This window comes from Roseibium album (genome assembly GCF_001404515.1).
Taxonomy (GTDB): Bacteria; Pseudomonadota; Alphaproteobacteria; order Rhizobiales; family Stappiaceae; genus Roseibium; species Roseibium album.
Map to the genome: position 1 here is coordinate 114,711 of NZ_CXWE01000005.1, position 23,287 is coordinate 137,997.

Here is a 23,287-nt window from a genome sequence, read left to right on the forward strand (position 1 = left end):
CCCTGTTCTCGCATCCGTTTCAGCGAATGGCTGTTTTTTCAGTTTCCTGAAGGCGTTCCAATGCTGCTTCTGCCAGGAAATTGCCCTGATCCGCCGCAATCTCATAATATTTTTTTGCGGTCGCCATATCGGCCTCGACGAACTTCCCCTCTTCCAGCAGGAGGGCCATGTAGTAGGTGCCGTCGTGGTCATTCTGGGAAACGGACTCTTCCAGAAGGGCCATTCCTTCCGAGCGGTTCGGCTCAACGCCCCAGCCATGAAGCATCATCCATCCTGCATTGGCCTTGCCTGCGCTGGAGCCCCTGCTCAGCGCTTGCCGGAACAGTCTGTTCGCTTCTCCGTAATCCTGTGATACCCCTTTGCCGTCTCGGTACAGCAACCCGAATGCAACGAGCGCACCCGTGTCTCCAGCTTCAATTGATGCCCTGTAAAGTGTGACGGCCTGTTCGTAGTCCTGACCGACATGGAGGCCATGTTCAAACATCCAGCCAAGATTGTTCAGTGAAATGCCGCTTCCAAGATCAGCAGCGACAGAATAGTGTTTGAATGCTCTTTCGTAGTCGACTTCTCCTCCCTTACCCAGGAAGTAGTAGTTCCCGAGCGCAGTATGCGCTGGTTTGGGCATCACCGGCAACGCTTGCCTGAAATAGGTTTCGCCGCGTCTCGGGTCCGCCGGCACTATGTTGCCGTCCGCGAAAACGCGCCCGAGCGTTATTTGCGCGTAAGCGTCACCCCTGTCAGCGTATTCAATAAGAACCGGAATTGCCTCGCCAGCTTTCGTGCGGCCGAAGCTCTTTTCCTGTTCGATATAGAGCATTGCGAGATTCAGACTCGCCCATTCACTTCCTGCTTCCAGGGATCGCAGAAACCAGTCTTCGGCAGCAAATATGTCCCGCTCCACCCCAATGCCGTTTTTTAGGTGCCAGCCGAGGGAGCCCGCAGCATCGGCGTGACCTGCGTTTGCGGCACGCAAAAGATAGTCGTAGGCCAGTTCGTTCGAGTGTCCCTCGATCAGCCCGTTCTGGTGAAGCAGGCCAATTGAATTCAAAGCATCAATGTTTCCAAAACGAGCGGACTTTTGAAACCATGCCAGAGCAGTTTCCGGCGCATAATCATCACCGATTGCTTCATTGCTGAAATGAAAGCCAAGTTCCAGTGCGGCGCTGGCATTCCCGGCCGCGGCCAGGTCCTTGAGCATCTCAATTCCGGTGGACACATCAACATCAGGATCTAGCCCTCGCAAAAGCCCCGAACCCAACAGGTAACGTGCATCTTCCATTGTTGCCGCCGCCAACCGAAGCCACATCAAAGCCTTTTTGTCATTTGCCTCGGCCACTGTGCGGCCCTGCAGCTTGCCAATGGCGAAGGCTTCACCAAGCGCAAGTTGCGCAAGCTTTTCACCTCTGTTGGCCGCAACATTCAGGTGCTGCATTACTTCATCAATGATTTCCGGGGAGTTCGGCTGTGTTCGCAGCAAGAGGTCGGCAATTACAAGATGGACGACGGGCATGGCGCCAGAAGAAATTTCGATACTCCTGCGCAGATGCGCATCCGCCTTGGCGACGTCCTGGGGAAAGATGATGCCGTTGGCATAGGCCAGCCCCAGAAAGAGCTCGCGTTCCGCCTCTCGGCGCGATTTTCCAGGTCCCTTCTCATCATTCCTGATCAACTGAGAGAGCGGGCCGATGGCAGACAATGGGGACGCCTCGGCGATGGCCTTGAGTTCGTCCAGTCCGTAGAAAAAATCAGCCCCTTCGACCTCCCCCAGGATCTGCATGCGCGCCCATTTGACAGACGCATCCAGATTGCCGTCATCGGCGGCAACCCGGTACAGAGACGAAGCCTTCTCCAGATTCTCGGGCGAGGGATCGTCATGAAGCACCTCCGCCGCTTCAAAGGCTGCATCCGCATCACCGAGTTCCCCTGCTCGGATCGTCCAGCGAAGCGCCTTCTTGCGGTTCGGTGTCATCCAGCCATTGTCGCCATAGGCGGTCATGAGACGCTGCGCTGCAAAGAGTTCATCGCCCTCGGCGGCGAGTTCATAGTGACGGACCGCTTCATGTTTTTCGGTCAGGCCGCCAAGGCCTTCTTCTTCCATGTAGGCAAGATATTTGGCTGCCAGATAGTAGCCCGCGTCCGCAGCTCGTTCGAAGTAAGCGCGTGCCTGCTTGTCATCTTCGTCGGCCCATTCCCCGTGAAAGTGGGCTATGCCCAGAAATGTCGCGGCGTTCTCTACACCGGCTTCATCCGCCTCGCGGAAATAGTCCATCGCCTTGTCAAAATCGTGCCCGGGCCATTCCGATCTTGTATAGAGATAACCCAGTTCGAAGAGCGCATCCGAGTTTCCGTCCTCTCGCGCCTGGCCATAGAGCTGGAGTGCCTTCTCGAAATCCCTTTCAACCTGATCGCCGTCAGCGTAAAAATCCCCCAGTGCGATAAATGCATCCGAGTTACCCAGATCTGCGCTTTTTCGGTAGAGCTCAAGCGCCTCGCCCGGATCCTTCGCAACGCCGCTTCCTGTGTCGTACATTTCGGCGAGCACGAGGATCGCAGCCGTGTAATCGTCTGCGGCGGCCTGCTCCAGAAGCCGCCTCCCACGATGAACGTCCCTGTCAGCACCGCTGGTGCCATAAACGAGGGCGAAGCCGAGTTCGGTCAACGCGAAGGGCTGACCAACCGCTGCCGCCTCTTCAAAAAGATCCCTGGATTTGGTCAAATCCTGCTCGACGCCGAGGCCTTCCTGGTAGAGCCAGGCCAGATACGCCTTGGCCCGTGAGTATCCTTCGGCGTCAATAGCGCTCTGGTAGTGGGCCGCAGCTTTCGCGTAGTCCTGCTCCAGGCCCCCGCCCTGCTCATAAGCGAGACCGAGCGAAATGTGTGCATAGGGGGAACCGAGGTCGATTGCACGCTTGAAAAAGGACACCGCCCGCTTTCGATCCTGATCGCCCCCAAGCCCCCAGTAATAGATATAGCCGAGCTTTTGCATTCCCCGGCTGGATTGTTCATCGGCTGCCTTCCGGTAAAACTCCACGGCCCTCTTGTAGTCCTGCGTGCCAAAGGCGCCGGTTTCATGCATCAGACCGAGATTGACCCAGCCGTTCGGGTTCCCGTCTTCGCCCGCCTTCCTGTAGAGCCGTGCTGCTTCCTTCAGGTCGACTTCGGTTCCGCGCCCGTTCTCGTAAAGCCATCCGAGCGCTGCCGTTGCTTCCGGGACACCGCCCCTGCTCGCCCACTGGATCCAGAAAAATGCCTGTCCGTCATGCTGGCGTATGCCCAGCCCGTCGAAATACAGGTATCCAAGTCGCAGACCGCTCCAGCTATCGCCGTAATCGGCTCCCTGCTGATAGTAGGAGACAGCTTTTTCGTGGTCCTGAGGTCCGGCGATCCCGGTTTCGTAGTAGTATCCCAGTTGTGACTTTGCCCAGGGATACCCCAACGCTTCCGAGCGCTGAAAATATGAAAATGCCTTTTTGTAGTCCGGTTCCCACAGCTCGTCATTTTCATAGGCCAGACCAAGCCGGTAAAGGTCTTCGGGGTCTCCGGAGGTTTCCCGTGACAGGAGTTTCTCGAGCTCCTGCGCATCCGGCAAGGTATCCAGGTGATCGGGACCACTCTGTTGCGGTCCGAGTGAAGAATTGCTGCCGCCGCCCAATCTCCAGGACTGTTCCTGGTCCGCATCCCCCGACTTGCCCGCTGCAAGGGTGCCCATCGGCATGAGTGCCAGACCAACAAACAAACAAACTGCAAATTTCATTGCTCTACCAAAACACCCTAGAAAAACTTTCAACCGACGTCGGCACGTTCGCGCCGAACCCGCACGGATCGACATTAGCCGTGGTGAAGTACGATGCGAGTTCATGTTTCAGTCCGTTTAAAACAAATTGCTGTGGGACCGGCAACAGTCGTTGAACCCGAAAACGGGATCCACCCTGAATTGAATTCAAAAAATGCGACGAAAGCTAAAGGAAGCGCTGTAAAAACGTGTGCCTGGACCCGCCGGAAAATTTGATTCGAGAATAAATTCAATCAAATTAGATAAAATAGCCCAGATTATTCACTGACTTTTAGAAAATCTTAAAGTGGGCATGCGCCAATGCGGATCATATTCTTGCTGCGGAGTATTTATTGTAACTTCCGTACAAATACAATTTGATGAAAATCTATTAACTCGCACTAACACCATCTAAAAACCTTACCAAGTAGGCTCCTTCATGCGGTTGTTACCGGTGAATAGTATGTGGAGTGCGTCTATATGGATCTTCTGACGCTTTTTTCGGCGAATCTGCTTTTGCTGCTGATTTTCGCCATTTCGTTTCAGGCGATGTCGCTACGCGTTACACAAAGCACGCATTGGCGCAGCTGGGCTGCTGCCAACGCCTTGCTGGTTGCAGCCCTGGTCTGTTTTGCATTTGAGCGTGTTCTCCCGGATCTGGCGGCCTACCTCCTACCCAATACATTGCTTTTGCTGGGATTCGGCTTTCACCTTTACGCCGCGCGTGTGCTTGCCCGCTTGCCGAACAAAGTGAGCGACGTTTTTGCGCCGGCATTCGCGAACCTTCTTGTCGGCATGCTTGCCTATCTGTTGTCCGACCCGACCCTGGCCTATGTCGGCGGAAACGTCATTTTCACGATCCTGTGCGTCGCGACGATCGCCGCCTATACTTCCAAGAACTTCCACGGCCTGATCTCGGTAATCGGTCTGGTCCTGGCGTTCTTCTTTCTCGCTGCGGTCGGAGGGCTGCGCGTCTATCACGGGCTCACAGGCGATGGCGCCACCGGTCCCGGCATGATCAACGACATGATGCAGGATCTTCACCTGATGAGCGCCATGTTGTTCGTAAGCCTGACGGGCGCATTCTCAACAGCTCTTTCCTTTGAGCAGGTGGCCCAGCGTCACAAGGAAGCCGCACGGCGCGATCCGCTGACCGGTGCATATAATCGCCGAGAATTTCAGGTGCGCCTTGAAGATCTGCTTCACGCGCCCGAAAAGAAATCATTCGGCCTGTTGAATTTCGATCTGGATCACTTCAAGCAGGTCAATGACGAGTACGGGCATCTGGCAGGCGATCAGGCGCTGGTTAAGGTCGTTGCGGCCGTAAAGGCACAGCTCCGGCAAGACGATTGTTTTGCTCGGCTAGGCGGCGAGGAATTCGCGGTCCTGTTGCCGAACATTTCACGGGAAAACGCGGCAAAGGTGGCAGACCGCCTTCGTCGGCGTATCTCTGACATCAGGTTCGAATTCGCACCGGAAGAATTCCGGATCACCGCCTCTGCCGGAATTTATCACGGCGACGGCAATCAACTGCTGATGGAAGACCTGATGCAGGTCGTCGACGAAAGCCTTTATTCGTCAAAGAACAACGGACGCAATTGCGTGACATTCGCACGCGCGCTGCAGGCGACCCATTAAGCGAAAACCGGTTGGCAAATTCAGGAATAGGCTTCAATCAGCCTTGTGACTTCCTTGTCCCGTGCCGATTCGCTCTTTCCACCCATCACGACAACAATCAACTGCTTGCCGCCGCGCCTGGCTGTGGCCACAAGATTGTAGCCCGACATGCGGATGTAGCCGGTTTTCAATCCATCAACGCCTGCAACCTTTCCAAGAAGATTGTTCGTGGCCTTGAAGGTCCGGCCGTTGTAAGCGAATGATTTTGCCCGATAGTAACCTGCATATTGGGGAAAGCGCCGTTTCAGGGCCAGGCCGAGTTTCGCCATGTCCCGGGCGCTCGTCACCTGTTTCGGGTCCGGTAGCCCCGTTGCGTTGACGAAGCGCGTCCTGGTCAGTCCGAGCGCCCTTGCTTGCTGTGTCATCTGACGTGCAAAGGCTGCTTCACTTCCCGCAAGATTTTCGGCAATTGCCATGCCGACGTCATTTGCGGACCTGACTGCCAGCGCGCGCGCCGCCTGTTGCACCGTAATCGTTGATCCTGCTTTCAGCCCAATTTTCGCCGGCGGTTGCGCTGCCGCGTTCTCCGACACGGTCAAAGGAGACGACAGCGTGTAACGACCTTCCGCCACGGCTTCGAACAGGAGATACAGCGTCATCATTTTGGTCAGGGACGCGGGAAAGCGGGCGGCATCCGCGTCAACCGCATAAAGCTCCTCGCCGGTTCCCGCATTCAGGACAAGCGCCGAAAAACCCTTCTCCTCTGCGGTGGCAGGAGCATATGCACTGACGGGAACCGAAGTGGTCTCAACGGATGTAACTGCCGCCGAAGACACTGCCGGTGGTGAAGACGGCTGGTTCTGTGCGGTCTGACAGGCAGCCAGAAAAAGCGCCAGCAGGAGTATCGAAATCTTCGTGGGAAATATGCTTGATCGCATTTACTTGCTCACACCTGTCCGGCTTCGTCTTGTTAGTTTTTCTCTCGAACGTGCATCACTGACCGAGATGTTTACGCCCGAGCAGAGCTTTCCAGAAACTGATACGCTTCATTGGCACTCAGGCTTTCAATTTGTATCCGGTCTTGAAGATCCAGTGCACTATGGCGAGTGAAACACACAGAAACAACATGGTTGCGCAAAGAGATAGCCAGAGACTGACATCAGCCTGACCGTAAAAACTCCAGCGAAAACCCGATATCAGATAGACGACGGGATTGACCAGCGTCAGCTTCTGCCAGAATTCGGGTAGCATGTTGATGGAATAAAAGCTGCCGCCTAGGAAGGCAAGCGGCGTCACGATCAGCATCGGCACGAATTGCAGCTTTTCGAAATTGTCCGCCCAGATGCCGATGATGAAACCCAGCAACGCGAATGTCACCGCTGTCAGAACGAAAAAGGTCACCATCCAGAACGGGTGCTGGATCTCGATATCAACGAAGAAGTTCGCCGTAACGAGAATGATCAGCCCTACGAGCATGGATTTGGAAACGGCTGCCCCGACATACGCTATCGTAATCTCCAGATAGGAGATCGGTGCGGAAAGCACTTCGAAAATTGTGCCGGTAAAGCGTGGAAAATAAATGCCGAAGGACGCATTCGACAGGCTTTGGGTCATGAGCGAAAGCATGATCAGACCCGGCACAATAAACGCTCCGTATCCGACGCCGTCAACTTCGGAGATCCTCGACCCGATCGCTGCGCCAAACACGACGAAATAGAGCACGGTTGAAAGCACCGGTGATATCACGCTCTGCATGACCGTGCGTTTTGTCCGTGCCATTTCCGCGAGGTAAATGGATTTGACCGCTCCGAAATTCATTCAGACACCTGTTTCCGCTGTCATTTTCGACGCCCCGGACGCTTTGTTTTCAAGAACCATTTCCATCCTGGGCAGCGTCCTGCCGGCAATGGAACCGGAGGCAACCCTGCCGATCGTTCGAAACCCCATCCGGGCGTAAAACGTTTCCGCAGCAGGATCCGAGTCAACACCTACAAGGACCAGTTCCAGGGCCGTTGCCCTGGCAAGCAGATGATCGAACAGGGTTCTGCCAATGCCTTTGCCGTGCCAATCCGGATCAACGAAACAGGTTTCAAGTTCACCGTTTCCGTCTTCCGAGGCGGACAGGCGGATACATCCGACAAGCGATCCTTGAGCGGTTTCAGCAAGCCAGAAATCATCCTTTTCTATCCATGCGGGCTGAATACGCAGCTCGTCAGCACACTGCCGCATGAAGTCATCGTCGTAGCCGTTGGACTGCTTGGACTTCATGCAAAGATCCGTGAGCGCCTGGCTGTCACTCAGGTTCGCTTTTCTAATGGAAAAATCCACACCCATTCAACTCATCCTCTCTTCACCAGATCGACAAAAATGTCTTCAAGAGACGACTGGTCGGTCTGCAAGTCCTGAAAACGAACGCCAGCTTCGGCCAGATCCGTCAAAAGAGCGGTGATTCCCGTTCTCTCAGCATGGGTATCGTAAGTGTAGATCAGGTGGGTTCCATTGTCCTCGAGTGTCAGATTGTAGTGCGACAGGCTGTCCGGCACAGACGTGAGTGGATCTGCCAGGTTCAGCTTCAGCAGCTTGCGGCCGAGTTTGCGCATGAGCTCGGCCTTTTCCTCGACAAGGATAATTTCCCCCTTGTCAATGACACCGACCCTGTCAGCCATCTCCTCGGCTTCCTCGATATAGTGGGTCGTCAGGATGATCGTGACGCCACGCTCTTTCAGCTCTCCAACGATGCGCCACATATCGTGGCGCAATTCCACATCGACACCGGCCGTGGGCTCATCGAGGAACAGAATCTTGGGTTCGTGGGCCAGCGCCTTGGCAACAAGCAACCGGCGTTTCATGCCGCCTGACAGTGCCATTATCATGTTCTTGCGCTTGTCCCACAGCGTGAGGTCCTTGAGAACTCCCTCCAGGAACTTTCGATCAGGCGGCAATCCGAAAAGCCCCCTGCTCAATGCGACCGTATCACCAACAATTTCAAACGGTGCTGTCGGCATTTCCTGTGGAACCAGACCGATCAGGCTGCGCGCTGCGCGAAAATCCTTCTGGGCGTCAAATTTTCCGACCTGAATGCTCCCGGACGTCGGCCGGACCAAACCGCAAATCGTGCTGATTAGTGTCGTCTTGCCAGCACCGTTGGGACCAAGCAGTGCAAACACTTCTCCTTCCTTGATGTCCAGAGACACGGATTTGAGCGCCTGGAAACCGCCGTCATAGGTTTTTTCCAGATTGCGGACGGAGAGTATCGGAGGCATCAAGTTCCAACCGGTTCAGATAAATCAATTTGACCAGACGGCCAAAGTCGCATGTGGACGATACCGCCGCAAGATGCAAGTCAAAGGGTTTGCTGACAGCACGATGTCACCATCGACGCGACAACTTTTGTTCCATCACGCTGCAAGCGTCAACTCACCGTTCGTGGCAGGACATTTCTGGTCAGCCGGTTGGAACAAGCGACTAATACAGGGTTTTCCTGTATTCCTCTTCGAGATTCTGCTCCAGGGTGTCCAGCTCCGCATCGTCCGCCGGTGCGCTGTTCGACTGATCCAGAATAATGTTCATAAGCGATGGCATTTCGCTGCGATCCTGAAACCGGTCCGGGTCCCACATGTGCGACCGGCGAAACGCCTTGGCGCAATGCATGAAAACGCTGTCAACCTTGATCAGTATAGCAATTTTGGGACAACGCCCGTTTACGCTCATGGTCTCCAGCAGTTCCGGGTCGACCACAAGCCTCGCCGTTCCGTTGATACGCAAGGTGTCGTCGAAACCGGGAATCACGAACAGCAACCCAACACTCGGATTGGAAATTATGTTGACGAGACTGTCGAGACGATTGTTTCCGGGGCGATCGGGAACAACCAGGGTTTTCTCGTCGATGACCCTGACAAAACCTGCGGGGTCGCCGCGTGGACTAACGTCTGCCTTGCCATCTGCGTGTTGCGTGCCCAGGCAAAGGAAGGGCGAACGCGCGATAAAGTCCCGCGCATGCCTGTCGAGTGTCGTCTGACACTTTTTGACCGCCAACTCGTGGATCGGCTGAAAGAGTTTTCGCAGCGATGTCTCATCTTCGACGACAAACTCCGGATTGAGATTGAATTCCTGCATATGTGCACTTCCCTCGCATCCAATTGATCCATCAGGTTCTGCCAGGACACCGAATGTCAAGAGTGCCCGTGTTTGCTGGTTCCCGCCCCCTTCGAAGTCCAGAAAACTTGAGCAAGCCATTCGATCGGCAAAACACTTCGGAGACCATGCTACTGCGCTTGAGGTACGTACGTAAGCCGAAGTTCAACTGTCAATTAGCAAGACCCGAAACAAGTCTCCCCATTGTTTCCCCGGACTGAACACTGCGTTCGGACGTCACGGGGTGGGTTTTACGGCGATCAACGCTATTTTGGCTGGAACACATTGGAAAAAAGGCCTGCAGCAATGTCGATACGCCCTGTGACCCATATCGGTTCCACGCAGCCAACACTGGAAGGTGCAGGTGTGAAACTTGAACGAGTGTTCGGTTTTCAGGAACCGGAGATGCTCGATCCGTTTCTGTTGCTCGATGATTTTCGCAACGATCGTCCGGAGGATTATCTTGCAGGATTTCCCTGGCACCCGCACAGGGGCATCGAGACGATTACCTATGTTCTTGCCGGGACGGTTGAACACGGGGACAGCCTCGGCAACAAGGGAGACCTGGGTGCAGGTGACGTGCAGTGGATGACAGCAGGCCGGGGCATCATGCACCAGGAAATGCCGAAGGGCGACGCAAACGGACTGATGCACGGCTTTCAGCTCTGGGCAAACCTGCCCTCCTCGCTGAAAATGACGGAACCGCGCTACCAGGATGTCGCCTCGAACGAGATCCCGGTTGTTATCGACGATGACGGATCGTCCGCACGCATCATTTGCGGTGAATTCTGGGGGAAGCGCGGACCTGTAGATGGAATTGCGGCAGAACCGCAATATCTCGACATCCATGTTCCGGCCGGAAAGAAAAAGCGCTTCAAGGTCGATACCTACAAACAGACTTTTGCCTATATTTTCGAAGGGTCCGGCACATTTGAAGGGTCGTCAGATGCATTTGGCATCCTGACGGAAAAGGAATTCGGCGGTGAAGAACTGAAGATCCGCGACCAGACCGGTGACCGCACGCTCGTCATCTTCGGTACGGGTGATGAAATCGTCGTTCAGGCGGGCGATGAGGGCATCCGCTTTCTTCTCGTTTCGGGCGCTCCGATAAAGGAGCCTGTCGCATGGCACGGCCCGATCGTCATGAACACGCGAGATGAACTGCTGCAGGCCGTCACGGAGCTACAGAACGGATCGTTTATCAGGTAGCGGGCACGCAACTGTTTCCGTTGCCTTGTAACTTTCACAATCTCTGGATACGGCTGTCCGGCAATCACATTACCGGACAGCCATGCCTCTCAAACTCCGTTCCGCCACGCCCGCCGATGCCCTCGACCTGACGGGTATCCTCCACCGTGCCAAGGCGTCCTGGGGATATCCCGAGGCAAAGATGACGGAATTCATGGAAGCGTGGAGTATTCATGAAACCACGATCCGCGCGCTTGAAATGACTGTCGCCGAGCAGGATGGTATCCCCCTCGCCTTTTCGGGTGTCACGAAAGAAGGTGAAGATACACTTCTTGTCGATTTTCTGTTTGTTGATCCCGAGGCACAGGGAAAGGGTATCGGCAATCTGCTCCTGAAACGCGCAGAGGATTTTGCACGACAAAAGAAACTTTCACGTCTTTCTCTTGAATCCGATTTCCACGCAGGCGCGTTTTACGAAAAACACGGGTTCCGGACCATGGCCACCCGTCCAAGTGAAATGTCGCCCGGAAAAGACATTCCTCTCATGGAAAAGGTGCTTCCGCCCTGCGTGCACAGGGTTTCAAAAATCGATCTTACCATCTCGGACCGGCCGTGGCGTTTCGAGACCGAAAACAGTGCCGAAATCGCCGAACATTTCAAAGAGGCCCAGAAGCGGATCGCGCTTCTGTGGAATGGCCGGACGCTGAAACTGACCGGATACGAGTTTCAAAACGGCATCTTCAGCGGACACTGCTCCGAAAGCTCCTATGCCGCCCATCTTGCGTGGCGGGACTGGGGCGCACCGGATGCCTCCGCTTTCAACCTTTTCGGCTCCGCCATCATCAGGTCATCCGACGGTGCGCTGCTCTACGGTGTCATGGGTGGTCACACCGCAACAGCGGGCATGATCTGTCCACCCGGCGGAAATCTTGATCTGAACGACATCACCCCCGATGGCAGGGTCGACGTGATCAGTGCAATCGACCGGGAACTTGAAGAAGAGACCGGCCTGACAGGCGAAACGCTGACCAGGGCCGAATTGCTTGCCGCCTTTGACGGGCCGCGTATTTCGATTGCGCAGGTCTTCGATTGTACCGAACGCGCGGATGATCTGTGTCAGCACATGATCGAGCATTCCATGGCGTCCGAGGAACAGGAACTGGCCGACATTCGCATCATACGCTCGCGCACGGATCTTGAGGATCCGGCTATCGTTCCGTTCGCACGCGAAATCGCGGAATATCTGCTACCTCAATGAGGAGGTGAAACGCCGTTGACCTGTCAATAATTTGTTCACCAAGAACAACCACTAAGGACTGGCGGGACGGACAGAGAAATGTAAAAGTCCGCCCACCTTTGGACAAAGGTATTGGTGCATCTCCAGGGAGAAATGAATATGGGCCGCCGCTACGCGATCTTGGATGTCTTCACAAACACACTTCTTGCCGGAAATCCGCTGGCAGTGGTACTGGACTCCGAGGATCTGAGCGACGAGCAGATGCAGAAGATCGCGGCCGAGTTCAATCTTTCCGAGACAGTGTTCGTGTTTCCACCGGAAAATCCCGGACATTCCGCAAGCTTGCGGATCTTCACGCCGAAGGTGGAACTTCCCTTTGCCGGTCATCCAACCGTCGGAACAGCCATTCTCCTGGCAACCGAGCGGTTCGGAGACGTCGACGGCGAACAGGACGCCGTGGTTGTGCTCAAGCAAAAGATCGGCACAGTCCGGTGTGCTGTGATCTTGCGCGAGAACGCAGCCGCCTTTGCCGAGTTCGACGTGCCCAACCTGCCGGAGCCCGCGGGACCGACCCACAATGTCGAACTGATCGCCGCTGCCCTCGACCTGGAGCCTACCGATATCGGTTTTGAAAACCACGCACCGTCGCGATTCAAGGTCGGACCACCTTTCAGTTTTGTTCCGGTCCGCGACCTAGATGCGTTGTCGCGCGCCAAACCCGTCGCGGCGATGTGGAAAGCGGGCTTTGGCAAGGACGATCACAACGACGCCTATGTTTACTGCCGGGAAACCCGTTCCCACGACAGTGCGTTCCATGCACGCCTGTTTGCGCCCGAGATGGGGATTCCTGAAGATCCTGCAACCGGGTCTGCCGCCGCGGCGTTTGCCGGTGTCGTTCACTTCTATGATGGTCTGACCGCGGGCACGCACCATATCCGCATCGAACAGGGTTTCGAAATGGGGCGTCCGTCGTTGATTGATCTTGAAATCGATGTCGAAAACGGTGGCATGCATGCCGTCCGCATCGGTGGCCAGGCGACGCTTGTCGCACGCGGCGAGTTGTTTGTCTGACACACAGAACGCAGGAATATCAGGATTCGGAACCTTCCGGACTTTCGTCGTTTGATTCCAAGAGCGACGGCAGGATGACGGCGCCCACGACCAGTGCGCCGCCGATCATCATGCCCGGCGTCAACGCCTCCCCAAGGAAAACCACCGAATTGATGAACGTAAAGACCACTGACAGCACGAACAGAAGCGCGGCTGTGACCGTCGAAACACCTGCCATGGCCTCGTACCACAGAAAATAGCCGACCGCTGTCGGGAAGACGGCAAGAAACACAAGCCACATCAGATCCGCGCCTGTCGGCTCGAATGAAAACAGGAAAAAGCCCGGGGTGAGAACGATGGCACTGACAAACAGGATCTGGAACAGGAGCTGAAGGCGTTCGAGTGGCGCGCTGGTGTTCTGCACCGATTTTGTGCTTCCGATGATGAACATCGCCCAGGTGAATCCGGCAACGACCATCAACAGGTCTCCCGACAAGGCATTGGTACCAATGTCGATATCGTGTCTGACAGTCAGAACAACCCCGGCCATCACGAGGACAGTTGCGGCGATGTCGACCTTTCTGACCCTTTCGATGCCGACGCTTGCAAGCATGACAAGCACGAAGAACGGTGCCGTGTTTTCCAGTACCATGGCGTTGGTCGCGCTGGTGCGCTCCAAACCGATGTGAAAGACCGCATAGTTCAGAACAAATCCGGCAATCGCGAGCAGTTTGTATCTGTCGAACCGGATCGGAAAAACCGCCTGTTTGCTGAACTTAAGCAGAACGAACAGGACGGCTGCTGCAATCCAGATGCGAACGACTGCGATTTGCAAACCATGCAGGTCGCTGGTCAAAAACCGGGCAATTACGCTGTGCGTGCCGAACAACAGCGCCGCAAGGACACCAAACCCAAGGGCGCGTTTCGAAGATATTACTCCCATCAACCAAGGCTAACCAAGGAATGACGCCCGGGCAACGCAATCCGGTCCTGAAAGCTGCATGGTGGCCCGGCCACGGGTCACCATGAGCAGATACGTTGTTTATTCGGCGGCCTCGGCCGGGGCTTGCGGAGCAGTCTTCGCCCATGCGGGCAAGGTTTCCAACCGCTGGAACCAGGCAAGAACCTTCGGGAACTCCAGAAGAGGCACCTGTGACTGCGGATAGAGCGCCAGGGCTGAATGACTGCCTACAGCGAAATCGGCAACCGTCGGCTTGTCTCCCAAAATGAAGTCCCGATCTGCCAGGTGCTCTTCGAGCACGGCAGCAAAGCGGCGGAAGTTTTCCTGCCCCGCCTTGATCTTTTCCGCATCCGGTTCGCCCATATTGAAGAATTGCTTGGCGACTGTCTCCCACGTGATGTCGCCGATAGCCCTGTTGAAATGCTGCACTTCCCAGGAAATCCAGCGCAGGATTTCAATGCGCGTAGCACTGTCTGACGGACAGAATTCCTCTGCCCCCTGACGATCACTCATATAGATCATGATCGGGTTGGCTTCCCAGAGTTTGAAATCACCATCGACCAGAACCGGCACTTTCATGTTGGGATTGATTTCCCGAAAGTCTTCGGACCGGTGCTGTCCCTCTACGAGGTTGAACTTCTGGACTTCAGTTTCCCCTGCAAGGCCGAGCTGATGCATGACAGCCAGTACTCGCCGGCTGTTGGGAGACAAGTCGGTTACATAAAGTTTCATTGCTTACTCTCCTGTGCCTGCCGGTCCCAGGAAACATTCCTGTCCGGCCGATGTCGAGGTCAACGCCGTTGCAACGACTTTACTCAACCAATTAGTTGACTATAATGAATTCCCATGATAGTCAACCAAAAGGTTAACTTTATGACTGTGCAACAAATGGCCCAACTGGACGCGACTTTTTCAGCCCTCAGCGATGGCACCCGGCGCGCCATCGTCACCCGACTTGCGGATGGCGAAGCGACCTTGTCGGATCTTGCAACACCGTTCGACATGTCGCTGACGGCGGTATCCAAACATCTTCGGGTTCTGTCCGATGCCGGCCTTGTTGACATTGAAAAACGGGGCCGCACCCGCCACTGCCGCTTGCGCGGCGCCCCAATCAAGGAAGCCGTCGATTGGCTGAGCAAATATGAATCGTTCTGGATCGACCGGTTCGACGCCCTCGCCCGTCATCTTGCCAAAGAGGATAGCGAAAAATGACCGTTCAACAGAGTGAAAGAGAATTTCTGAAATCTGATCCCGGGCAGGAACCTGTCATCGTTGAAGGGCTGTTTCGCGCCAACCCGGCGCGCGTTTTCCGGGCCTTCACGGAACCGAACGAAGTCCAGAGCTGGTTTGTTCCGAAATCAGGCGGTCTGGTCTCGGTCGATATCGACCTGAAGGTCGGCGGGAAATGGTGTTTCGTCATTGAAAAGACCCAGGAAAAGCAAATCCATTTCGAAGGCGAATATCTCGCGATCGATGCACCGAACAGGCTGGAATTCAGCTGGCGCCATGTCCAGGAATTTGCCGACGGTACACGCGAGGCAACAGACACGTCTCAGGTTGCCATCACCTTCACCGAAGCCGGCAAGGCGACGGAAGTGAAGCTCCGGCATGAAGCCATCAAGTCTGAAGATGCTCGCCGTGGTGTTGGCGGGGGCTGGAACGGTTGCTTCAGGCGCCTCGATGAAATTGTTTCCACATAAAACGCACGCTCAGGAGGAAGACATGACAGCTCCACAGTTTGTCAGCCAGGAAGACTGGCTCGAAGCCCGCAAGGACCTGCTCGCCCGGGAGAAGGCCTTTACCAGGGAGCGTGACGCACTATCCGCCGCGCGCAGGCAATTGCCACTGGTTCTTGTCGAAAAAAACTATGTTTTCGACACGGTGAGCGGACGAAAATCACTGGCCGAGCTCTTCGGACCGAACCGGCAGCTTGCGGTCTATCACTTCATGTTCGGCGAAACCTGGCAGGAGGGTTGCCCAAGCTGTTCATTCTGGGCGGACAATTACGAGCGCCTCGACAGGCATCTGGCTGCGCGCGACACCTCGTTGATTTCCATATCCAACGCACCGCTTGAAACGCTGCAGGGCTACAAGGAACGCATGGGCTGGACCTTCGAATGGGCATCAACCGCCGGCAACGGCTTCGGGGTCGATTTCGGGGTCACCTTTCCGGACAAGAAGGACCAGACCGGCCAGGGATACAATTACAGCGGCAACAATACCGTTCACTCCGAGGAGCTGCCTGGTGTCAGCACGTTTTTAAAGCTGGATGATGGCCGTGTCGGCCACAGCTATTCCACTTACGGCCGTGGGCTCGACATTCTGAACATGGCCTACAATCTGCTCGATTTGACCCCGATGGGCCGTCACGAGGACGATCTGCCATATGCTCAGGCCTGGGTGCGCCGACGGGACATGTATGGAACGGATGACTAGGTCTCCAAACCCGGCGGCTTGCACTCCGGTTCGCGCCTGAACCCGGGTGCGAGCCAGCGCCGTCAAGGAAAACCGGTTGCCCAATTTCGCTCCCAGGAAAACCAGTCCAAACAATCACTTGGCGAAGTTTCGCATCTCTGGCGTCCAACATCATGGAAACAACAGGAGGTTCCATGATGAATTTTGCGAAACTGGGTGCGATCGGATTTGGCCTATGGGGCCTTTTGCACATCGCCGGAGCGGGTCTTGTTCTGTCAGCAACTTTGGGGTCCGGGCCCGCCGATGGCTATGCAATCTATGGCTATGATGGCGGCCCCCTCCCCGGAGCAACCGGAGCCATCCTGGCATACTTTGCTTATCTGCTGGCCCTTTCCGGGGCGGCAGCCCTTGCTGTTGCCATCAAGCTGAACTGGTCAAACTCACAGGCAGGCCTTGCGATCAACAGTGGTCTTGTCCTGACAATCGAGTTCGGATTGATCGTCTTCCTGATTGTGCCTGGCTATCTGTCCCTTCTTGAATCCCTGCCCGGTTTTGTTTTTTTCGCCATCGGCGCCATATTTGGCGGGATTGCCTGCAAGCGGGATCCCAGCCATGCCTGACAGCCTGATTGATCAAGCCAAGCAAGGCGACAGTGGCGCCTTTTCCAGGCTCGTCGAAGCGGAGTTCCCGAAACTGCGCCGGATTACCCGGCGCCTGGTCGGGCATCCGGAAGATTCTGAAGATATTCTGCAAGAGGCTCTTGCGAAGGCCTGGTCAAACATGTCCAATTTCGAGGGACGCTGCAGCTTCGCCACCTGGGTGACATCGATTGTCACCAGAACGGCAATTGATCATCTGCGCCGTCAGAAACGGTGGCGCACGGAGGCACAGGTTGCCTATGCCAATTCATGCGCGCATTCGGATGAACTCTCGAACGAAGTGGTCGGCGCCATCACCGATCCCGAATTTGCCTATGAAGTCAGGGAACATATCTCCTATTGCTTCACCTGCGTCGGCAGATCCCTGCCAGTCGACGAACAGGCTGCCCTGGTTCTGCGCGATGTCATGGATCTCTCGGCGCGCGAAGCGTCCACAGTTCTGGGTATCTCGGATGCGGTCTTGCGCCACCGTCTTTCTGCCGCCAGACGTGCGATGGAGGACAAGTATGACGGGCTTTGTGCGCTGGTCAGCAAGCAAGGTATCTGTCATCAGTGCGCAGGCCTGAAGATGGCTTCCGGTGAGTCAGCAGACCCGGCTGACTTTCCCGACGTTTCCGCACTTGCGGCTCGCATGGCGATCGTCCGCAAGGCCGAACCCGGGTCGATGGCGGGCCTGCATGCCGTTTTCTGGCGGCGTACCAAGGACATAGAAGAAGCCGGAAAGGGATCGACCGAGCCACTTTCCGGCTGTGGAGAGAAAGAAGATGCCCCAGAAACCTAAACGCCTGCCCCTTCCCAAACGCTTTAGCGCCGCCCTCACCGAAAAGGCCTACGCCAAACTTCGCGACCTCAACGCGGATTGGCATTTCGGAAACAACTACCTTCTGACGATCCTGCTGGAAAATTTCGACGACGTCATCGACGAGAAAAAGTTCCAGCAGGTCATGGAGACGTTCATTGCAGAATACGGTCAGCCGGACGCTGGCGGGATGAAACCTAACAAGACACAGGGGTGAGCCCATTTGCCGACGGATTGCGCGACCTTCCGGCCTCACCAGGCAGTTTCAGCTGATTCAGCTGATTTTCGTCTTCCGGCACCATCCGGCAATGCCGAGAAAACCCAACCCGACCGCAAGCAGCGGCAAAGCCGCTGGAACAGGAACGATAGCGGCTTCGGCAACCATTCGTCCGGCAAATTCGGCCGAGACTTCTCCCATGCTCAGAAACTCGGCATAATCTACAGATATTCCAAAAGTATCGGCGAGTGTCAGACCAGAAGCGCTGAAGAACCCCGGGCCCGAAGAAAACATTCCTGACAGTGCCGAAAGATCTCCGGAAAATGTGGCTTCAGGGTTGCTTTGGTCAAAACCCACGCCACCGAGGAAAGAGGTTTTGCCGTTCCAACTGTGCTCAACGTCCCATGAGCCGGCGCCAAGCCCGGCCGGGCTAGAGACTGAAACGTCGGTACCTTCAATCGCATAAGCTACGTTGACTTGCGCTGAAACTACCTTGGACACGTCCGGCAAGACCGGCAATGCTGCAGTGGGCGCCTCCCAGACGACCCTCCCTTTCCAGGTCAGGACTGAGCGCGCCGCTGCAATTTTTCCTGACGTTGCAACAGTGTTCACCTTGCCGCGAAGCTTGTTTCTAGCCTTGGCCTCGGCGGCACCATCAGCGTCAGCGACAGATGCGATGAGTAACCCGGTGTCGCCGAAAAAGCCGGAATTTGCTCCTTTTTTGTCGCTGTCGGTCTTTACGACGGCGGCGACCGCGGCTCCGCGCGCTCCAACACCAACATCAATCAGGCGCTTGATCAGCAGATTGACAACTTGCTGCGCTCCACCATCGAGTCCCAGCACCAGTTGTGCCGCGCCAACGGTAGTTGCGCTGGCTCCACCACTGAAACCGAATCCCGCGACACAGAATGTCAAGACACACATAAAATGGACAAAAAAGTGCGTTTGTTTCCGATAAAACATGCTGCGTTCCAAGCGGTCCGTCATACAAATGTTCTCAGGATTGAATCGCAGGGAATCCGATATTCCGAACCGTCTAATCAGCCTTCCCCGGTATTCCAGCTTTGCTATTAGATTAGCCGTCGCAATTCCCAAGGTAGTTTATCTCCAACCGGAAAACCACTTTTGATTGGTTGAATGCTGGTGCGAAGCACACGGCATTGAACTCGGAACCGGAGACGGGTTCACATCAACTTCGACTGAAATTCAATGAATAGTCAGCACGAAACTGCGCTTTTTACCTGCAATCCGGAAGGTTGATCATTCGGTGAAATGTCCTTTGATGGCGCAAGGGCACGCCTCTCGACCTCATGATTGAACTGCATCCCGGGTGATGCGGAAGCGAGGCCGGACCATCACCTTATTAGAAATCAAGTTCACGTCTTGTAATGCCTCCGGTTTGCTTTAGCGCTCGTTAAGGCTCCACGGACTACGTCAGAGCATCCAATGGATGGATGGGTTTCAAAAGGAGACGAAAATGGACGTAGGATCTGCAAGCGCGGCAACAGCCAGCGCACAGCCTCTCAAATCAGACGCATATGCGTCAAAACCGACTGCGCCTGGACAGTCAGGGGCCTCAAGCCCAGAGATAGTTGCCAGCGCACCCAGTGGCCCGGGCGCCCCTCCTCCAGGCCTTGGCGAAACTGTCGATATTCAGGCCTGAAAACAGATTTCAATCACCAGTGCGGCTTCAGCGAACAACCGAGGCCGCGCATTTTTTCAAACGACGATTGTCCATCACGAAGCCGGATACTCCCGGAGTGGGCCAGTCGACCTGGTTTTTGGCCAAGCCTTGCGGCCGCTTCGAGGCTGAACTTGTTTCAGGCGCCCATCCACACCAGTTCCAGCCGGATGCCACCCGGCTCGGCAAACATCATATGCTTTCGTGGCCCCGTGCCCATGAATTCCGGCATGAATTCAACTTTCACGCCCGGCCAGGCGGCAACAACATCGGCGAGGCGCAACAGCTCCTCTCCGCTTTCGACCTCGAGCGCCAGATGGTGCAGGCCGATATTGAGGCGCCGATCAAAACGCCTTGGTGAAACTGATTTGTCCACCTGCCACAAGGTCAGTCGCAAAGTGCCATCGGTGATCGAATTTCTCGGATAGGCGTCATCGCGAGCTGTTTCAGTCCAGCCCAGAACCTTTTCGAAAAACAACGTCGTTTGGTCAAGATCGGCAACGGCAAGACCAAGGTGATTGAGCCCGACAGTTTTTGACACGAAATTCTCCAATGCTGTGACTACCTTGTCCTTATCGCCGCTTCAGGACTATTTCTCGACCTGATGGCAGCAACTCTCCCTGGAACTCGTCGCGGCTGACCCGATAAACTCTCGCAACCGGACGATCGTCCGCAAACCGGAAGAACTCGACCCTTCCCTTTTCCCGCTTCCAGCGATCCACCATGAGAAAATTGTCCAACCCAATACATCCGAACCCGGTTGCACGGCCTTCCCGGTCCTGTTTTTTGCCCGACACCTTTACGCGACACGACAGAACACTGTCCATTGCCTTCAGGTTCCATTCTCCAGGGATGCCACGTTCCACCGCGGGAGTGTCCTTATCGGGTACCGAGGGTGTGCCTGAACCTGTTGACGACGTGTTGCATGCTGCAAGCAAAAGGGAACTTGAAATCAGGAAAACAAATTGAACCTTCATGGCGCACGAACCCTGACAAAATTGACGAGTTCGCCAAGCTACATCAAAAGACTGCCCGGATTGCAACCGCTAAAGAACTCACGACCGTGGAGCATATGGCAAACACGAATATCATTGCGTGGACCAGCGTAAAATCAGAAGCTTCTCATTCCGCTTCGAAACCTTGAAAAGTGAAGCGGTTGATTGAATCGTTTCATTTATTCTCCACGCGCGTGCACCAAACTGCGCCTACGGAGCTTTGCAGTCCGCAGGCGCAATGAGGCTTCAAGGTTGAAGATCCGCCGAGGTCCTGGCTTGAGGTTTCATCCCGATCTGCGGTGGGGTGCCTTTCATTTTCATACAAACCCGATCGACAGTCCGGTTTCAGGCTTCATCCTGGCCTCCTTCATCAGCGCACGGGTAATGTCGTGCACAGACGGGCTCTTGTTGAACCGCATCTGCTTCCTGACGACGGAAAAGTCTCCGGGCGTCAAATTGCGCATGCAAGCAATTTCCGCAGGCGCCTCGGCTCCGAAGAACCTGCGAAACGCGTGTGACAGGCCAGCCTTGTCGAGCGGCTTCAGTTCGAGTTTGAAATCAAACCGGCGCAGGGTTGCCGCGTCCAGCTTTGATGCAAAGTTGGTTGCCGCCAGCACTGGCTGGTCATGATTATCAAGCCACGACAAAAGTTCGTTGACCTGCCCGGCTTCCCAATTCGCGCTCGCTGTGCCTCGGTCGAACATCAGGCTGTCCGCCTCGTCGAAAAACAGGACACCCTGCTCCTGCCGCGCATCGGCGAAGGCTTCGGCGATATTGCGCTCCGTGCCACCGACCCATTTGGACAGAAGATCTGAGGCCCGCTTGGTCAGCAACGGCTTGTCCAGGCGAGTTGCAAAGTGATGCGCAAAAGCCGTTTTGCCCGTGCCTGGAGGGCCGCTGAGCAACAGCGAAACATCACTGTGGCCACATTCCGCGATGCTCTCCATCACAGCACCCAGCGAAGGCTCGGTGTTGTAGAGGCCCAGATCAATCTCCTGCGGTACCCGGTTCGGCATTTCCCCGCCGCGAAGCGTCTTGACCAGCACTTCCGCAGGTCTTTCGACCCGACCGCTTGCCCCCGCCAGCCTCGAGGCCCTTGCTGCAGTGCGCAGAATGGTCGTCGATTCAGCAGCGCTTTCGACCAGATCCGCAACTTCCCTGGAAAATTCCACTTTCTCGTCGGCGCAGATGCGAGCGGCAACGCGCTGCCTTGCCTTGCGCACCGGATAGTCCATCTTCAGGACAAAACTCATCCGGCGGATGATCGCATCATCCATGTTGCCGACGGCGTTTGTTGTCCAGATGACGGGAACAGGGTTGTCTTCCAGCATGCGGTTGACGAACACCTTGCTGCCGTCGCGGCGCGTCATCCAGTCACCAGAGCTGCGTTGCGCATCGCCGATGAAATCCTCCATTTCGTCAAACAGGATCGCGGCTTCCTTGCCGTCCTTCAGAACACGCTGTGCAAGCAGAAGTGCACTGACGCGGTCGTAGCGTGTCGGCTCTTCCCCGTCATCATCGACCTCACCGACGGCATGAAGACGCATGCCTGCCTCGCGGCAAAGCACACGTGCCAGTTCGGTCTTGCCCGTACCCGGCGGGCCATAGATCAGGATGTTGATGCCTTTTGCCTGCTCCCTGGCAGCACCCGCGATCAGGCTCGCAAGAAAAGGTGCATCCTCGACTTCGGCAAAATCCTCCATGGACAGGCTTGTCTTGTGACGCGGACCAATCAGCGCATCGACGAATTCCTCACCATGGCTCGGAGCGCGATCCAGCAACTTTTCCAGCGCCCACTTGATGTCGACCGACACAACGCCCGAGCGATATGCCTGAAAACCGATCAGGCCCAACCGGAACACGGGGCTGCGCCTGACAAAGCGCAATGCTTCATGGGCCGAAACGCCGCAAAGCTCGGCGAGCAATACCGGCAGATCGACCCCTTTTCCGATCACAACTTCCGTCAGGTTCTGCAACTTCGGCAGGCGATCGCAGCCGATGAGCAGAGCCAGCAGGGTGCTGTTTTCGACATCCAGCCCGAGCAGATCGGCAAGAGTATCGGAAATTTCCGTAACATAAGGCACGGGAGCCTCGGGCAGCCGCCAGTCCTGGAGCGCCTGTTGCAAGGCGTCCCAGTTTGTTGCGTCTCTTTTTCGAAGGCCCAGATCAAGCCAGGCCAGATTGTCCAACACCCAGTCTCTCAGCGCCTTGGCCAAGGGGGCATCCTCGGAAAGCCCGCGGCTCAAGTGGAGCAGCACGGCTTTCACCATCTGATATTCGTTCACGGTTTTTCCCAAATCCCAAATCGGGTCTGTTCGGCGCGAATACGCGCACTTTCAACACCCGAATACTTTCACTTGTCTGGGGTTTGTGCGGTCAGCTCAGTTCCGGCCTCGACCGCAGCACATGGGGCGTGCTTACAGTGGAGACTGGAGGGCGCCGCAGCGCAGACCCGGTAAGGTGTCTCTATCCAGCAATGCATTTCTCCTTGATACGCCACATCAACGGCGCGAAGTCCGTGGTTCTTACCGGCAAGCACATTTCGATTCAACCGGCAATTTC

At 55.7% G+C, this 23,287-nt stretch carries 24 protein-coding genes; 12 read left to right on the forward strand and 12 right to left on the reverse strand.

The annotated features are described in order from the left end of the window. Positions 1-19 precede the first annotated feature (19 nt). A complete protein-coding gene (locus LA5095_RS17410) occupies positions 20-3,754 on the reverse strand; it encodes a tetratricopeptide repeat protein (protein ID WP_055117206.1) in 3,735 nt (1,244 codons plus the stop codon). Between the two features lie 498 nt (positions 3,755-4,252). Here LA5095_RS17410 and LA5095_RS17415 point away from each other — a divergent pair, with 498 nt between their 5' ends. Then, positions 4,253-5,410 (forward strand): GGDEF domain-containing protein, encoded by a 1,158-nt coding sequence (locus LA5095_RS17415; protein WP_055117208.1) that lies wholly within the window; start codon positions 4,253-4,255, stop codon positions 5,408-5,410. A 20-nt stretch (positions 5,411-5,430) separates the two neighbouring features. Here the strand turns inward: LA5095_RS17415 and LA5095_RS17420 are convergent, their stop codons facing one another. The 5 genes from LA5095_RS17420 to LA5095_RS17440 form a co-directional block, all read right to left on the reverse strand. After that, positions 5,431-6,327 carry a D-alanyl-D-alanine carboxypeptidase family protein gene (locus LA5095_RS17420; RefSeq protein ID WP_055117210.1) on the reverse strand — a complete coding sequence of 299 codons (897 nt, stop codon included), beginning with the start codon at positions 6,325-6,327 and terminating at the stop codon, positions 5,431-5,433. Positions 6,328-6,445: 118 nt separating this feature from the next. Beyond that, positions 6,446-7,207 carry an ABC transporter permease gene (locus tag LA5095_RS17425; RefSeq protein WP_055117212.1) on the reverse strand — a complete coding sequence of 254 codons (762 nt, stop codon included), beginning with the start codon at positions 7,205-7,207 and terminating at the stop codon, positions 6,446-6,448. Beyond that, the gene (locus tag LA5095_RS17430; RefSeq protein ID WP_055117214.1) at positions 7,208-7,723 is read right to left on the reverse strand and encodes a GNAT family N-acetyltransferase; all 516 of its coding nucleotides are present in this window, start codon (positions 7,721-7,723) and stop codon (positions 7,208-7,210) included. A 5-nt stretch (positions 7,724-7,728) separates the two neighbouring features. Next, positions 7,729-8,652 carry an ABC transporter ATP-binding protein gene (locus LA5095_RS17435; RefSeq protein ID WP_055117216.1) on the reverse strand — a complete coding sequence of 308 codons (924 nt, stop codon included), beginning with the start codon at positions 8,650-8,652 and terminating at the stop codon, positions 7,729-7,731. Between the two features lie 202 nt (positions 8,653-8,854). Next, positions 8,855-9,505 (reverse strand): pyridoxamine 5'-phosphate oxidase family protein, encoded by a 651-nt coding sequence (locus tag LA5095_RS17440; protein ID WP_055118005.1) that lies wholly within the window; start codon positions 9,503-9,505, stop codon positions 8,855-8,857. A gap of 324 nt (positions 9,506-9,829) precedes the next feature. On the opposite strand from LA5095_RS17440, the gene LA5095_RS17445 reads away from it, so the two are divergent. The 3 genes from LA5095_RS17445 (at position 9,830) to LA5095_RS17455 (ending at position 13,019) form a co-directional block, all read left to right on the forward strand. Further along, positions 9,830-10,732 (forward strand): pirin family protein, encoded by a 903-nt coding sequence (locus tag LA5095_RS17445; RefSeq protein ID WP_055117218.1) that lies wholly within the window; start codon positions 9,830-9,832, stop codon positions 10,730-10,732. A gap of 82 nt (positions 10,733-10,814) precedes the next feature. Beyond that, positions 10,815-11,969 (forward strand): GNAT family N-acetyltransferase, encoded by a 1,155-nt coding sequence (locus LA5095_RS17450; protein WP_055117219.1) that lies wholly within the window; start codon positions 10,815-10,817, stop codon positions 11,967-11,969. A 138-nt stretch (positions 11,970-12,107) separates the two neighbouring features. Further along, positions 12,108-13,019 carry a PhzF family phenazine biosynthesis protein gene (locus LA5095_RS17455; protein WP_029066373.1) on the forward strand — a complete coding sequence of 304 codons (912 nt, stop codon included), beginning with the start codon at positions 12,108-12,110 and terminating at the stop codon, positions 13,017-13,019. A gap of 19 nt (positions 13,020-13,038) precedes the next feature. Here LA5095_RS17455 and LA5095_RS17460 read toward each other — a convergent pair whose 3' ends face one another. Together LA5095_RS17460 and LA5095_RS17465 are read right to left on the reverse strand one after the other, a co-directional pair. Further along, complete coding sequence (locus LA5095_RS17460) at positions 13,039-13,941, reverse strand: DMT family transporter (protein ID WP_055117221.1); 903 nt, start codon at positions 13,939-13,941, stop codon at positions 13,039-13,041. A gap of 99 nt (positions 13,942-14,040) precedes the next feature. Continuing rightward, on the reverse strand, positions 14,041-14,691 hold the full coding sequence (locus LA5095_RS17465; RefSeq protein WP_055117223.1) for a glutathione S-transferase family protein: 651 nt from the start codon (positions 14,689-14,691) through the stop codon (positions 14,041-14,043). 156 nt (positions 14,692-14,847) lie between these two features. Between LA5095_RS17465 and LA5095_RS17470 the strand changes: the two genes are divergently transcribed. The 6 genes from LA5095_RS17470 (at position 14,848) to LA5095_RS17495 (ending at position 18,049) form a co-directional block, all read left to right on the forward strand. Continuing rightward, positions 14,848-15,171, forward strand: a complete 324-nt coding sequence (locus tag LA5095_RS17470) for an ArsR/SmtB family transcription factor (RefSeq protein ID WP_408010233.1) — start codon at positions 14,848-14,850, stop codon at positions 15,169-15,171. Then, a complete protein-coding gene (locus tag LA5095_RS17475) occupies positions 15,168-15,659 on the forward strand; it encodes an SRPBCC family protein (protein WP_055117227.1) in 492 nt (163 codons plus the stop codon). Before LA5095_RS17470 ends, LA5095_RS17475 begins: the two co-directional genes overlap by 4 nt. 22 nt (positions 15,660-15,681) lie before the next feature. Beyond that, entirely contained in the window at positions 15,682-16,395 is a 714-nt protein-coding gene (locus LA5095_RS17480) for a DUF899 domain-containing protein (RefSeq protein WP_055117229.1), read from the forward strand. A gap of 173 nt (positions 16,396-16,568) precedes the next feature. Further along, the gene (locus tag LA5095_RS17485; protein WP_144436033.1) at positions 16,569-16,994 is read left to right on the forward strand and encodes a hypothetical protein; all 426 of its coding nucleotides are present in this window, start codon (positions 16,569-16,571) and stop codon (positions 16,992-16,994) included. Continuing rightward, positions 16,987-17,814 (forward strand): RNA polymerase sigma factor, encoded by an 828-nt coding sequence (locus LA5095_RS17490; RefSeq protein WP_055117232.1) that lies wholly within the window; start codon positions 16,987-16,989, stop codon positions 17,812-17,814. The genes LA5095_RS17485 and LA5095_RS17490 overlap by 8 nt, the downstream gene beginning before the upstream one ends. Further along, positions 17,798-18,049 (forward strand): hypothetical protein, encoded by a 252-nt coding sequence (locus tag LA5095_RS17495; protein ID WP_055117234.1) that lies wholly within the window; start codon positions 17,798-17,800, stop codon positions 18,047-18,049. The genes LA5095_RS17490 and LA5095_RS17495 overlap by 17 nt, the downstream gene beginning before the upstream one ends. Positions 18,050-18,106: 57 nt before the next feature. Here the strand turns inward: LA5095_RS17495 and LA5095_RS17500 are convergent, their stop codons facing one another. Then, the gene (locus tag LA5095_RS17500; RefSeq protein WP_208992747.1) at positions 18,107-18,892 is read right to left on the reverse strand and encodes a PEP-CTERM sorting domain-containing protein; all 786 of its coding nucleotides are present in this window, start codon (positions 18,890-18,892) and stop codon (positions 18,107-18,109) included. Positions 18,893-19,526: 634 nt separating this feature from the next. Here LA5095_RS17500 and LA5095_RS32425 point away from each other — a divergent pair. Then, positions 19,527-19,712 (forward strand): hypothetical protein, encoded by a 186-nt coding sequence (locus tag LA5095_RS32425; protein ID WP_144436035.1) that lies wholly within the window; start codon positions 19,527-19,529, stop codon positions 19,710-19,712. Positions 19,713-19,869: 157 nt separating this feature from the next. Here the strand turns inward: LA5095_RS32425 and LA5095_RS17505 are convergent, their stop codons facing one another. Together LA5095_RS17505 and LA5095_RS17510 are read right to left on the reverse strand one after the other, a co-directional pair. Further along, positions 19,870-20,271, reverse strand: a complete 402-nt coding sequence (locus tag LA5095_RS17505; RefSeq protein WP_055117238.1) for a VOC family protein — start codon at positions 20,269-20,271, stop codon at positions 19,870-19,872. Positions 20,272-20,302: 31 nt separating this feature from the next. Further along, entirely contained in the window at positions 20,303-20,596 is a 294-nt protein-coding gene (locus tag LA5095_RS17510) for an AprI/Inh family metalloprotease inhibitor (RefSeq protein ID WP_158510397.1), read from the reverse strand. A gap of 59 nt (positions 20,597-20,655) precedes the next feature. Between LA5095_RS17510 and LA5095_RS32740 the strand changes: the two genes are divergently transcribed. Further along, on the forward strand, positions 20,656-20,874 hold the full coding sequence (locus tag LA5095_RS32740; RefSeq protein ID WP_158510398.1) for a hypothetical protein: 219 nt from the start codon (positions 20,656-20,658) through the stop codon (positions 20,872-20,874). A 168-nt stretch (positions 20,875-21,042) separates the two neighbouring features. Here the strand turns inward: LA5095_RS32740 and LA5095_RS17515 are convergent, their stop codons facing one another. Then, positions 21,043-23,010, reverse strand: a complete 1,968-nt coding sequence (locus LA5095_RS17515; RefSeq protein WP_055118006.1) for an AAA family ATPase — start codon at positions 23,008-23,010, stop codon at positions 21,043-21,045. Positions 23,011-23,287: the final 277 nt, after the last annotated feature.